The sequence below is a fragment of the Sphingomonas abaci genome (genome assembly GCF_014199625.1).
GTDB lineage: Bacteria > Pseudomonadota > Alphaproteobacteria > Sphingomonadales > Sphingomonadaceae > Sphingomonas > Sphingomonas abaci.
Genome location: NZ_JACHNY010000001.1, coordinates 546,726 through 559,998 on the forward strand (window position 1 = coordinate 546,726; position 13,273 = coordinate 559,998).

9 protein-coding genes are annotated in these 13,273 nt (G+C 69.0%); 1 reads left to right on the top strand and 8 read right to left on the bottom strand.

Annotated elements, in window-relative coordinates; genetic code table 11:
• Positions 1 to 147: 147 nt before the first annotated feature.
• On the top strand, positions 148 to 3,510 hold the full coding sequence (locus GGQ96_RS02405; protein ID WP_184111155.1) for a class I SAM-dependent DNA methyltransferase: 3,363 nt from the start codon (positions 148 to 150) through the stop codon (positions 3,508 to 3,510).
• Here the strand turns inward: GGQ96_RS02405 and GGQ96_RS02410 are convergent.
• The 8 genes from GGQ96_RS02410 to mdh all read right to left on the bottom strand — a co-directional run bounded on the left by GGQ96_RS02410 (position 3,486) and on the right by mdh (position 13,232).
• Entirely contained in the window at positions 3,486 to 3,764 is a 279-nt protein-coding gene (locus tag GGQ96_RS02410) for a GCN5-related N-acetyltransferase (RefSeq protein ID WP_246360011.1), read from the bottom strand. The genes GGQ96_RS02405 and GGQ96_RS02410 overlap by 25 nt on opposite strands.
• A gap of 47 nt (positions 3,765 to 3,811) precedes the next feature.
• Positions 3,812 to 4,681 carry a glycoside hydrolase family 16 protein gene (locus GGQ96_RS02415; protein WP_246360012.1) on the bottom strand — a complete coding sequence of 290 codons (870 nt, stop codon included), beginning with the start codon at positions 4,679 to 4,681 and terminating at the stop codon, positions 3,812 to 3,814.
• A gap of 350 nt (positions 4,682 to 5,031) precedes the next feature.
• Entirely contained in the window at positions 5,032 to 6,435 is a 1,404-nt protein-coding gene (lpdA, locus tag GGQ96_RS02420) for a dihydrolipoyl dehydrogenase (RefSeq protein WP_184111157.1), read from the bottom strand.
• A gap of 128 nt (positions 6,436 to 6,563) precedes the next feature.
• The gene (gene odhB / locus GGQ96_RS02425) at positions 6,564 to 7,769 is read right to left on the bottom strand and encodes a 2-oxoglutarate dehydrogenase complex dihydrolipoyllysine-residue succinyltransferase (protein ID WP_184111159.1); all 1,206 of its coding nucleotides are present in this window, start codon (positions 7,767 to 7,769) and stop codon (positions 6,564 to 6,566) included.
• A gap of 124 nt (positions 7,770 to 7,893) precedes the next feature.
• Entirely contained in the window at positions 7,894 to 10,857 is a 2,964-nt protein-coding gene (locus GGQ96_RS02430) for a 2-oxoglutarate dehydrogenase E1 component (protein WP_184111161.1), read from the bottom strand.
• A gap of 108 nt (positions 10,858 to 10,965) precedes the next feature.
• Positions 10,966 to 11,850 (bottom strand): succinate--CoA ligase subunit alpha, encoded by an 885-nt coding sequence (gene sucD / locus GGQ96_RS02435; protein ID WP_184111163.1) that lies wholly within the window; start codon positions 11,848 to 11,850, stop codon positions 10,966 to 10,968.
• A 55-nt stretch (positions 11,851 to 11,905) separates the two neighbouring features.
• On the bottom strand, positions 11,906 to 12,202 hold the full coding sequence (locus GGQ96_RS02440) for a GIY-YIG nuclease family protein (RefSeq protein WP_184111165.1): 297 nt from the start codon (positions 12,200 to 12,202) through the stop codon (positions 11,906 to 11,908).
• A gap of 67 nt (positions 12,203 to 12,269) precedes the next feature.
• Positions 12,270 to 13,232: a malate dehydrogenase gene (gene mdh / locus GGQ96_RS02445; protein WP_184111167.1), complete on the bottom strand. Its 963-nt coding sequence runs from the start codon at positions 13,230 to 13,232 to the stop codon at positions 12,270 to 12,272.
• Positions 13,233 to 13,273 lie beyond the last annotated feature (41 nt).

The window sequence follows — 13,273 nt, forward strand, 5'->3', positions numbered from 1 at the left end:
CCACACCGTCCCGGCCCGGTCGATGCGTCCGGGATGGAGGCGAAACCGGCTTGCCTGGCCTCGGCCGCGCCGGAACGGAGCCATTCCCGCTCGCGCCGCTGACCCGCGTCCACCACCACCGCCGCCCCGGACCGGGAGGCGGGTGCGATGACCGATACCGTGATCGAACGCTTCATCGAGCGCTGGCGGCGCAACGAGGGCGGCGCCGAGCGTGCCAACTTCCCGCTGTTCCTGACCGAATTATGCGCGCTGCTCGACCTGCCGCCGCCCGACCCGGCCGATGCCACCCGCGCGCGCAACGACTATGTCTTCGAGCGCGCGGTCGACGAGATCGCGCCCGACGGATCGGTCCGCCACCGCCGCATCGACCTCTATCGCCGCGGCTGTTTCGTGCTGGAGGCCAAACAGAGCCGCGAGCGGGGCGGCGCCAAGGAGGTTCCGCTCGACTCGGCGCAGGCGTCGCTGCCCGGTATCGAGCCGCCGCGCGGCCGGCGCAGCGCGCATCGCGGCTGGGACGTGCTGATGCGCAACGCCCGCGAACAGGCTGAGCTCTATGCCCGCTGCCTGCCGACCGACCATGGTTGGCCGCCCTTCCTGCTGGTGGTCGATGTCGGCCATGCGATCGAGCTATTCGCCGACTTTTCGGGCCAGGGGAAACATTACCGGCAATTCCCCGACCGCGCCGGGTTCCGCATCTATCTGGACGATCTGAAGACGCCCGCGATCCGCGAGCGACTGCGCGCATTGTGGCTCGATCCCCTCTCGCTCGACCCGACCCGCCGCGCCGCACGCGTCACCCGCGACATCGCCGGCCGGCTGGCCAGCGTCAGCCGCTCGCTGGAGAAACGCGGCCATGCCGCCGAGCCGGTCGCGCATTTCCTGATGCGCTGCCTGTTCACGATGTTCGCCGAGGGTCACCAGCTGCTCGCCAGGGGCAGCTTCTCCGGCCTGCTCGCCGGCTCGATCGCCGTGCCCGATTTCCTGCCCACCCTGCTGGAGGAATTATGGGCGGCGATGGACGCGGGCACCTATTTGCTTGCGGTGCGCAAGAAGATTCGGCGGTTCAACGGCGGCCTGTTCGCCCGTGGCCGCGCCATCCCGCTGACCTCGGCCGAGGTCGGCGAACTCCACGCCGCCGCCCGCCATGACTGGCGCGACGTGGAGCCGGCGATCTTCGGCACGTTGCTCGAACAGGCGCTGGACCCGGACGAACGGCGGCGGCTCGGCGCGCACTACACGCCCCGCGCCTATGTCGAGCAGCTCGTCACCGCGACGATCCTCCAGCCGCTGCGCGACACCTGGGAGATGCAGGTGCTGGGCACGGTCGAGCGGCTGCGCCTCACCGAGCCGCAGGCCGCGATCCGCGCCGTGCATGATTTCCACGAGGTTCTGGCCAACCTCCGGGTGCTCGATCCGGCCTGCGGCACCGGCAATTTCCTCTATGTCGCGCTCGAGCTGATGAAGCGGCTGGAGGGCGATGTGCTCGAGGTGCTCGCCGACCTCGGCGGACAGGAGGCGCTGGCGCTGGAGACCGCCACCGTCCATCCGCGCCAGTTCCTGGGGCTGGAGCTCAACCCGCGCGCCGCCGCCATCGCCGAACTGGTGCTGTGGCTGGGCTATCTGCAATGGCAGCTGCGCAATCGCGGCACGATCGCCGATCCGGTGCTGGAGCGGCTGGACAATATCGTCGCGATGGATGCCGTGCTCGCCTGGGACGGGCCACCGGAGGCCCGTCAGCCGCGCCGCCCCGACTGGCCGGCGGCGGACTATATCGTCGGCAACCCGCCCTTCATCGGCGGCAAGGACCTGCGCGTACGGCTGGGCGACGCCTATGCCACCGCCTTGTGGCAGGCGCATCCGCACATGAACCCGTCCGCCGATTTCGTCATGTACTGGTGGGACCGGGCGGCGGCGCTGCTGACCGCACCGGGCACGCGGCTGCACCGCTTCGGCTTCGTCACCACCAATTCAATCACCCAGGCGTTCAGCCGCCGCGTGATCGAGCGGCGCATGGCCGCCGATCCGCCGGTCGGTCTGGTGCTGGCGATCGCCGACCATGCCTGGACCCAGGCGACGCCCGACGCCGCCGCCGTCCGCATCGCGATGACCGTGGCGCAGGCGGGGCGGCCGGAGGGGGTGCTGCTCGCCGTGCTGGCGGAGGCGGCGCTGGACAGCGATACGCCCCGGATCGCCCTGGGCGGGACGCGCGGGCGGATCAACGCGGACCTGACGATCGGCACCGACCTGACCGCCGCCCGCCCCCTACGCGCCAACGACGCGCTGTGCTCGCGCGGCATGTCGCTGCACGGCGCAGGTTTCCTCGTCACCCATGACGAGGCGGTCGGGCTGGGCCTCGGCCGTCGGGCGGGCCTGGAACGGCATATCCGCCCCTATCGCAACGGCCGCGACCTGACCGGCGTCTCGCGCGACCTGTGGGCGATCGACCTGTTCGAGCTGGAGGATGACGAAGCGCGGCGACGCTTTCCGGAGGTCTACCAGCATCTGCTGCGCACCGTGCGCCCCGAGCGCGCGGGCAACCGCCGCGCGAGCTACCGCGACCGGTGGTGGAGCTTCGGCGAGCCGCGCCGGGCGCTCCGCCCCGCGCTGGCGGATCTCCCGCGCTATATCGTCACGGTGGAGACGGCGAAGCACCGCCTCTTCCAGTTCCTGGACGCCGGCATCCTGCCCGACAACAAGCTGATCTGCATCGCCACGGACCGCGCATGTCATTTGGGCGTCCTGCAATCGCGCATCCACCGCGCCTGGTATCTGGCCAATGCGGGGATGATGGGCGTGTACGACCGGCCCGCGGTCTATGCCAAGACCAGCAGCTTCGACCCCTTCCCCTTCCCGCCCGACGACGAGGCGGCGGATGCCGCCATCGCCGCGCTGGCGGAAGAGATCGACGCCATGCGGCGCGAGGTGGTCGCAGGCCATGCCGACCTGACGCTCACCGGCCTCTACAACCTGCGCGAAAAGCTGATGCTGGGCGCGACGCTGACCCGGCCGGAACAGGATCGCCGCCAGCGCGGCCGCGTCGACATCCTGATGGAGTTGCACGACCGGCTCGATCGCGCGGTCGCCGCCGCCTATGGCTGGCCCGGCGATCTCGACGACCGGGCGATGGTCGCGCGGCTGGTGGCGCTGAACGGCGAGCGGCTGGCCGAGGAGGCGCGCGGTCAGGTGCGTTGGCTCCGCCCCGACTGGCAGCGGGACGAAGCGGCCGTCGCGATCCCCTCCCTGCACTTGGTGTCGCCAGAGACCGGGGCCGTTCGACCGGCCGCGCCCCGTTCGCCCAGGCCCGCCTTTCCCCGCGACGCGATCGGCCAGACCGCGTTCGTGCTGGCGGCATTGCGCGGTGGCGGCGAGATGGATGCGGCGTCCATCGCCAGCGGCTTCGCGCAAGGGCGACGGATCGAGCGGCGGGTCCAGGCGACTCTGGAGGCGCTGGTCCGGCTCGGCCATGTCTCGGTCGAGCGGAGCGGTTACCGGCTGCGGCGGATCGCCTGACCCTTGCCGCGCCAGGCCAGCGACTGGCGGTTCATCGCCGGCAGGTCGGCCGCCCCGTCGCGCGCCGCCTCCGCCAGCGCGACCGCACGGGCCAGCACCGCGTCATCGGCATGGGCATAGGCCGGTCGCCCAGCGATGCGGTCGTACCAGCAGCCGCCACAGGCCTGGTCGAGCAGGATGCGCTGGAAGCAATGGTCGGCGCGCACCGGCCAGCCGCGCGTCGCCGCCAGGGCCGGCAATGCGTCGCGGGTCAACGCCAGCCACCGGGTCTCCAGCGCGCGGCGGTCGGCGGACGGGTCGGCTATCGCCGGCGCTCCTGCCAGACGCGGACATAATCGACGGCCATCGTCTGGGGCAGCGCCGCGTCGTCGATCCCCCGCGCCCCGCCCCAGTCGCCGCCGATCGCGAGATTGAGGATCAGGTGGAACGGCCGGTCGAACGGCCAGGCGCCGCGCCCGCCGGGCTGGTCGTTGCGCACCCGCATATAGGCGCGGTCGTCGACGCCGATCGTGATCGAGTCGGGCCGCCAGTCGAGCTGATAGCGGTGAAAGGCGGAGCAGGCGGTTGGCAACGGCCGCTGCGCGCCGCGCTGCGTGCCCTTGGTGTGGACGAACAGTTCGGAATGCAGCGTGGCGTGGACCACCTCCGGCTGCCATCCGACCGCCTCCATGATGTCGATCTCGCCGGCCTTGGGCCAGGGTGCCGACGCATCAGGCATCATCCAGATCGCCGGCCAGGTACCGCGCCCGCAGGGCAGCCTGGCGCGAATTTCATAGAAGCCATAGGTCCAGCCCGCCTTGCCGGCCGTGTCGATCCTGGCGGAGCTGTAGGCCTGCCCGCCATAATCGGCCGCCGTCGTCACCCGCTCGCGGCGCGCGGTGATGACGAGCTGGCCACCGGCGACGCGCAGGTTCTCAGGCCGGTCGGCGGCATAATATTGGCGTTCGTGATTATACCAGCCCTGGCGATTGCGGCTGCTGTCGTAGCGCCACTTGGCGGAATCGAGCCGGTCGCCGTCGAACTCGTCCGACCAGACGAGGGCCGCGTGCGCCGGCCGCACGAGCGGCGCATCGACCTGGTAGTTGCTCGCGCCGAGCCCCGCGGGCGGATCGTCCATCGCGCCGGCCAGAACGGGAAGCGCGAGGGCGGCGAGGCGGAAGCGGATGCGCATCGCCGCAATAGGCCATGATTGTCCCGATCAGGCAATGGCTTGCAGAGTCGCGGGAAGCGTGCAGGCGGTTCGGCGCCAGGGCCCATGATCCCGGACGTGCCAGGCGGACGACGGCGCGACCGATGCGCACGTCGACGTTCCACTGCCGCCAGCCCCTCCCGGACGCAGGCCGGGATGATCGGGTCGGCTCGGCGACCGTCTCACCTTCGCCTGGGGGAAGCGATCGGGCGGGCGGCATCCCCGCCTCCGCCGATGGGGCCGGTTTCCGCACGCGCGGCGACCCCAGAACGACAAGGGGTGCCGCCGGCCCGCGCCGGCGACACCCCTCGAAGAGGCTCGGGATCAGCGGATCAGATGTGGATCGGCTTGCCCTGCACCGCCATCGCCGCTTCCTTCACCGCTTCCGAATGGGTCGGGTGCGCATGGCAGGTATAGGCGATGTCCTCGCTGGTCGCGCCGAATTCCATCGCCTGCGCCGCCTGGGCGATCATCGTGCCCGCCAGCGACGAGACGATCCACACGCCCAGCACGCGGTCGGTGTTGGCGTCGGCGATGATCTTGACGAAGCCGTCGGTGTCGCGGTTCGTCTTGGCGCGGCTGTTCGCCATGAACGGGAACTTGCCGACCTTCACCTCGCCCTTGGCCTTGGCGGCCTCTTCGGACAGGCCGACGCCGGCGATTTCCGGCATGGTGTAGACGACCGAGGGGATGACGTCGTGGTTCACGATGCCGGTCTGGCCGGCGATATTCTCGGCCACCGCGACGCCCTCGTCCTCCGCCTTGTGCGCGAGCATCAGGCCGGGGGCGACGTCGCCGATCGCCCAGATTCCGGGAACGTTGGTGCGGAAGTCATGGTCGATGCCGACCTGGCCGCGCTCGGTGAGCGCCACGCCCGCCGCCTCCAGGTTGAGGCCGTCGATGTTCGGCTTGCGGCCGATCGCGACCAGCACCGCGTCCGCCGCCAGCACCTGGGCCTCGCCGCCGGCCGCCGGCTCGACCTGCACCTGCGCGCGGTCGCCCTCGACGGTCACGCCGGTCACCTTGGTGCCGGTCAGCAGGTCCATGCCCTGCTTCTTGAACAGCTTGGCCGATTCCTTGCGGACCTCGCCGTCGAAGCCGGGCAGGATCTGGTCGAGATACTCGACCACCGTCACCTTGGCGCCCAGCCGCCGCCAGACCGAGCCCAGCTCCAGCCCGATCACGCCACCGCCGATCACTACCAGATGCTCGGGCACCTTGGGCAGCGCCAGCGCGCCGGTCGAGTCGACCACCACCTTCTGGTCGATCGCGACGCCCGGCAGCGGCGTCACCGACGAACCCGTGGCGATCACGATGTCCTTGGCGGTGACGACCTGCCCGCCGACCTCGACGCGGTGCGCGTCCTGGAAGGCGGCGCGGCCCTTAAGCCAGGTCACCTTGTTCTTCTTGAACAGGAATTCGATGCCGCCGGTCAGTTCCTTGACCGCCTTGGCCTTCTCCGCGTGCATCTGGTCCAGGTCGAGGCTGACGCCCTGGAAGTTGACGCCGAACTTGGCCAGGTGGCCGCCGGTCGCCTCCTCGTAGAGTTCGGACGCGTGCAGCAGCGCCTTGGACGGGATGCAGCCCACGTTCAGGCAGGTGCCGCCCAGCGTCTCGCGGCTCTCGGCGCAGGCGGTGCGCAGGCCGAGCTGCGCGGCGCGGATCGCCGCGACATAGCCGCCGGGGCCGGCGCCGATCACGAGGACGTCATAGTCGTACTGCTGTTCGTCAGCCATGGTCTTGTCTCCACCCCGGCGACGGCCGGGGTCCAGTTACGGGGCGGATATGGGTGAACGCGGCCCCGGTTTCATCTGCCATCCCAACTGGACCCCGGCCTTCGCCGGGGTGGTACGTTGGGCTTCGATCAAAGATCGATCAGGATGCGGGTCGGGTCCTCGATCGCGTTCTTCAGCGCGACCAGGAAGGTCACCGCCTCGCGACCGTCGATCAGGCGATGGTCGTAGCTGACCGCGAGGTACATCATCGGGCGCACCACGATCTGACCGTCGACCACGACCGGCCGCTCCTCGATGCGGTGCAGACCCAGCACCGCCGACTGGGGCGGGTTGATGATCGGGGTCGACATCAGCGAGCCGAACACGCCGCCATTGGAGATGGTGAAGGTGCCGCCCTTCATCTCGTCCATCTTCAGCGTGCCGTCCTTGGCGCGCTTGCCGAAATCGCCGATCGTCTTCTCGATGCCGGCGACCGACAGGTTCTGCGCGTCGCGGATCACCGGCACGACCAGGCCATTCGGCGCGCTGACCGCGACCGAAATATCGGCATAGTCGTGATAGACGATCTCGTCGCCCTCGATCGAGGCGTTGACCGCCGGCACGTCCTTCAGCGCCATGGTCGCGGCCTTCACGAAGAAGCCCATGAAGCCCAGGCGGACGCCGTGCTTCTTCTCGAACAGGTCCTTGTACTTGGCGCGCGCGGCAATCACCGCGGACATGTCGACGTCGTTGAACGTCGTCAGCATCGCGGCGGTGTTCTGCGCCTCCTTCAGGCGGCGGGCGATCGTCTGGCGCAGGCGCGTCATCTTGACGCGCTCCTCCTTGCGGCCACCGGCCGACGGGGCGGCGGCAGGCGTCGCGGCGGGCGCCGGAGCGGCAGCGGCGGCCGGCTTGGACGACGCGGCGGCGGCCACGTCTTCCTTGGTCAGGCGGCCGTCCTTGCCGGTGCCGGTGACCGTCGAGGGATCGACGCCATGCTCCAGCACGGCGCGGCGCACCGACGGCGACAGCGCGGCGGCGGCACTGGCCGGGGCGGCGGCGGGCGTTTCGGTGACGGCGGGCTGCGGCGCCGGCGTCGGCGCGGCGGTGGCGGCGCCACCGGCGTCGACGGTGGCGAGCAGCGCGCCGACCTGCACCGTGTCGCCGACCTTCACGGCATGTTCGCCCATCACGCCCGCGACCGGCGAGGGCACCTCGACCGACACCTTGTCGGTCTCCAGGCTGGCGATCGGCTCATCGGCGGCGACCTTGTCGCCAGGCTGCTTCAGCCATTCGCCGACCGTGGCTTCGGTGATCGATTCGCCCAGCACGGGGACGAGAACTTCGGTGGCCATCTTCGCTGCTTCCTTCCACCCGGCTGAGGCTCCGGGTCCAGTGGCGCAAACGCCGTCGAACACGGGCGTTACGCGGGATTAGATAAAGGGCCGGCCGGGCATCATGGCCCGACCGGCCGGATCGTCAGGACGCCGCCTTGCCGGCCTTGCGGTCGGTCTCGCGGCCGCGACGGATCTCGTCGCGCACATTATGGCCGAGCGCATCGGCGATCAGCGCGCCCTGCTCGGTCTGGTGGCGCTTCATCAGGCCGGTGGCGGGCGACGCCGCCGCCGCGCGGCCGGCATAGCGCGCCCGCTTGACCGCGCCGTTCACCTTGGCCAGCGCCTCTTCGACCAGTGGTTCGACGAAGAACCAATAGCCCTGGTTGCGCGGCTCTTCCTGTGCCCAGACCACCTCCTCGAGCTGCGGCATCCGCGCCAGCCGCGCGGCCAGCGGCTCACCCGGGAAGGGGTAGAGCTGCTCGATGCGGATGATCTGCGTGCCGGTGTCGTTCGCCGCGTCGCGCGCCTCGATCAGGTCATAGGCGACCTTGCCGGTGCACAGCACGACGCGCTTCGTCTCGCCGTCCGGCGCGCCATTGGTGTCGGACAGGATGCGCTTGAAGTGCGAGTCGCCCTGGAACTCCGCCGCGGTCGAGGTGGCCAGCTTGTGGCGCAGCAGCGACTTGGGCGTGAACACGATCAGCGGCTTGCGGAAGCTGCGATGCATCTGCCGGCGCAGCAGGTGGAAATAATTGGCCGGCGTGGTGCAGTTGGCGACCTGCATGTTGTCGCCCGCGCACAGCTGCAGGAACCGCTCGGGCCGTGCCGAGCTGTGCTCCGGCCCCTGCCCCTCGTAACCATGGGGCAGCAGCATCACCAGGCCGTTGGCGCGCAGCCACTTGGCTTCACCGCTGGCGATGAACTGGTCGATCATGATCTGCGCGCCGTTGACGAAGTCGCCGAACTGCGCCTCCCACATCACCAGCGTCTTCGGATCCGCGAGCGCATAGCCATATTCGAAGCCAAGCACGCCATATTCGCTGAGCGGCGAGTCCAGCACCTCGAACCGGCCATGCTCGACGGTCGAGAGCGGCACATATTTATGCTCGTCGGTCTGGTCGACCCAGACGGCGTGACGCTGCGAGAAGGTGCCGCGGCCGGAATCCTGGCCCGACAGGCGGACGCCATACCCTTCCGACATCAGCGAGCCGAAGGCCAGGGCCTCGCCCGTCGCCCAGTCGAAATTGGCGCCGGTTGCGAACATCTGCTTCTTGGCGTCGATGACGCGCGACAGCGTCTTGTGGATCTGGATGCTGTCAGGAACCGAGGTCAGCGTGCGGCCCAGGCTGTCGAACAGCTTGGGGGTGATGCCGGTCTCGGCGGTGCGGCGCGCGGCCTCTCCCTCGGTCGGGGCGGACAGGCCGGTCCAGCGGCCGGCGAACCAGTCGGCGCGGTTCGGCTTGTAGCTGGCCCCCGCCTCGAACTCGCCCTCCAGACGCGTCACATACTGGCCGACATTGTCGTCGACCCAGGCCTGATCGACCACGCCCTCGGCGGCGAGCCGCTTGGCATAGATGGCGCTGACCGGCGGGTGATCCTTGATCGCCTTGTACATCAGCGGCTGGGTGAAGCCCGGCTCGTCGCCCTCGTTGTGACCGAACCGGCGATAGCACCACATGTCGATGACGATGTCGCGGTGGAACTTCTGGCGGAATTCCATCGCCATCTTGGTCGCGAAGGTCACCGCCTCCGGATCGTCGCCATTGACGTGGAAGACCGGCGCCTGGACGCCCTTGGCCACATCCGACGGATAGGGCGAGGAGCGCGCGAATTGCGGGCTGGTGGTGAAGCCCACCTGGTTGTTGATGATGAAGTGGACGCAACCGCCCGTGTTATAGCCGCGAATGCCGGAGAAGCCGAGGCACTCCCAGACAATGCCCTGGCCCGCGAACGCCGCGTCGCCATGGATCAGCACCGGCAGCGAGGCGCTGTGGTCGGTCAGGTCGCCGGCGATCGTCTGGATCGCGCGGGTCTTGCCCAGCACCACCGGGTCCGCCGCCTCGAGGTGCGAGGGATTGGCGACCAGCGACATATGGACGGTGTGACCGTCGAACTCGCGGTCGGTCGAGGTGCCCAGGTGATACTTCACGTCGCCCGAGCCGCCGATGTCGTCGGGGTTGGCCGAACCGCCGGCGAACTCATGGAAGATCACGCGCAGCGGCTTCGCCATGACGTTGGCGAGCACGTTCAGGCGACCGCGATGCGCCATGCCGAACACGATCTCGCGCACGCCCATCTGGCCGCCATATTTGATGACCGACTCGAGCGCGGGGATCATGGACTCGCCGCCGTCCAGCCCGAAGCGCTTGGTGCCGACATATTTGCGGCCCAGGAACTTCTCCCACTGCTCGGCCTCGATCACCTTGTTCAGGATCGCCTTCTTGCCGTCCTGGGTGAACTCGATCGCCTTGTCCTGGCCTTCCATGCGCTCCTGCAGGAAACGGCGCTCCTCGACATCGACGATGTGCATATATTCGAGGCCGACATTGCCGCAGTAATTCTTGCGCAGCGTGTCGACGAGCTGACGGATGGTCGCCCATTCGAAGCCCATCGTGCCGCCCAGATAGACCGGCCGGTCCAGGTCGGCATCGCTGAAGCCGTGATATTCGGTGCGCAGGTCCTCGGGCATCTCGCGCTTGGCGAGGCCCAGCGGGTCGAGGTTGGCGGCCAGGTGGCCGCGGACTCGATAGGTGCGGATCAGCAGCTGCGCGCGGATCGCGTCGCCGGCCGCCTTGACGATATCGGCCTGGGTCGCCGCCGGAGCCGCGGCCGCCGCGGGGGCGGGCTTGCCGCCACGCGCCGGCTTGGGCGCAGGCTCCATCTGCGTCGGGTCGAGCCCGGCGGTCAGATCATCGGTGGTGGTCAGCGGCCAGCGACTGCTCCGCCAGCTCGGCTGCGAGGGTCCGGCTTCCAGCCCTTCGAAGAAGGCGCGCCAACCCGGCTCCACCTCCGATGGGGACGCCTGGTATTTGGCGTAGAGCGCCTCGATGAACGCGGGGCTGACGCCCGATGCGACGTCGCTGAAATCCTGACCTTCGTAGCCCATCTTACCATCTCCTCCGCCACCCCGGACCCATCGGGGGTCCCGGCCCGCCCGGGCGACCTGCCCGACCGGACCGAAAGGCCGACCCGCGTCGGCCTGGCGGCTATTTGCTTAACCGTTCAGCACCGACAGCAGCGTCGAGCCGAGTTCGCTGGGGCTCGCCGCGACCTTGATGCCGGCCGCTTCCATCGCCGCGATCTTGTCCTCGGCGCCGCCCTGGCCGCCCGACACGATCGCGCCGGCATGGCCCATGCGACGGCCCGGGGGCGCGGTGCGGCCGGCGATGAAGCCCGCCATGGGCTTCTTGCGGCCACGCTTGGCCTCGTCGCGCAGGAACTGCGCCGCTTCCTCTTCGGCCGAACCGCCGATCTCGCCGATCATGATGATCGACTTGGTCGCCTCGTCGGCCAGGAACAGCTCCAGCACGTCGATGAAGTTGGTGCCGTTGACCGGGTCGCCGCCGATGCCGACCGCCGTGGTCTGGCCCAGGCCTGCGTTCGAGGTCTGGAACACCGCCTCATAGGTCAGCGTGCCCGACCGCGACACGACGCCCACCGAGCCCTCCTTGAAGATCGACCCGGGCATGATGCCGATCTTGCACTGGCCCGGGGTCAGCACGCCGGGGCAGTTCGGGCCGATCAGCCGCGACTTGCTGCCCGACAGCGCGCGCTTCACCTTGACCATGTCGAGCACCGGGATACCCTCGGTAATCGCGACGATCAGCGGGATCTCGGCGTCGATCGCCTCCAGGATCGAATCCGCGGCGAAGGGCGGCGGCACGTAGATGACCGACGCATCGGCGCCGGTCTTCGACTTGGCTTCCGCCACCGTGTTGAACACGGGCAGGCCGAGATGCTCGGTGCCGCCCTTGCCGGGCGTGACGCCGCCGACCATCTGCGTGCCGTAGTCCAGCGCCGCCTTGGTGTGGAAGCTGCCGGTCTCGCCGGTCATGCCCTGGGTGATGACCTTGGTATTCCGGTCGACGAGGATGCTCATCCGTTTCTCTTCCCTCTTGTTCCCCGGCGAAGGCCGGGGCCCAGTTGGGAAACGGTCAGGCTTCTACGATGCGGTCGAACAGATCATCCCAGTCGGGATTGAACCCTTCAATCTCTCGCAGCTTCCAGGACCGCTTCCATTTCTTCATCTGCAACTCGCGCTGCCGAGCCGCTTCGATACCGTCATGCGCCTCGTACCAGACCAAGCGCTTGCAATCATGCGTCTTCGTGAACCCGTCGATCATCGCCGAACGCTGCTGATGCACCCGTCGGACCAGATCGCTGGTCACCCCGACATAGATGGTGCCGTTTCGTTGGCTTGCCATGCTGTAGACATAGCCCGGCTTTTCCACCTCGGGACCTCCCCAACTGGGCCCCGGCCTTCGCCGGGGAACCAGGGTTCACATCGACAGCCTGTCCTTACGCCAGCGTCCCGTCGATGCCCTTGCAGGCGACCAGCAGCTCCTTCACGGCGTCGACCGACACCTGCAGGTTCTGCTTGGCCTCGTCGGTCAGCTTGACCTCGACGACCTTCTCGACGCCGCCGGCGCCGATCACCACCGGTACGCCGACATACAGATTGTCGATGCCATACTCGCCCGACAGGTGCGCGGCCGCCGGCAGGATGCGCTTCTGGTCGTACAGATAGGCTTCCGCCATCGCGATGCCGCTCGTCGCGGGCGCATAATAGGCCGAGCCGGTCTTGAGCAGCGCGACGATCTCGCCGCCGCCGCCACGCGTGCGCTTGACGATCGCATCGACCTTCTCCTGCGTGGAGAAGCCCATTGCGATCAGGTCGCTGACCGGGATGCCGCTGACGGTCGAATATTCCAGCACCGGCACCATCGTGTCGCCGTGGCCGCCGAGCACGAAGGTATTCACATCCTTCACCGACACGCCGAACTCCTCGGCGAGGAAGTGGCTGAAGCGCGCCGAGTCGAGCACGCCAGCCATGCCGACCACCTTATGGGCGGGCAGGCCGGAGAATTCACGCAGCGCCCAGACCATCGCGTCGAGCGGGTTGGTGATGCAGATCACGAAGGCGTCGGGCGCATTGGCCTTGATGCCCTCGCCTACCGCCTTCATCACCTTCAGGTTGATGCCGAGCAGATCGTCGCGGCTCATGCCGGGCTTGCGCGCGACACCGGCGGTGACGATGATGACGTCCGCGCCGGCGATGTCGGCATAGTCGTTGGTGCCCGTGATCGTGGCGTCGAAGCCTTCGACCGGGCCGCACTGCGACAGGTCGAGCGCCTTGCCCTGGGGAACGCCCTCGACCACGTCGAACAGGACGATATCGCCCAGACCCTTGAGCGCTGCGAGGTGCGCGAGCGTGCCGCCGATATTACCGGCGCCGATCAGCGCGATCTTCTTACGGGCCATCCAATCCATCTCCGTCCTGAGGCGAGCGATTGGTCACGCCG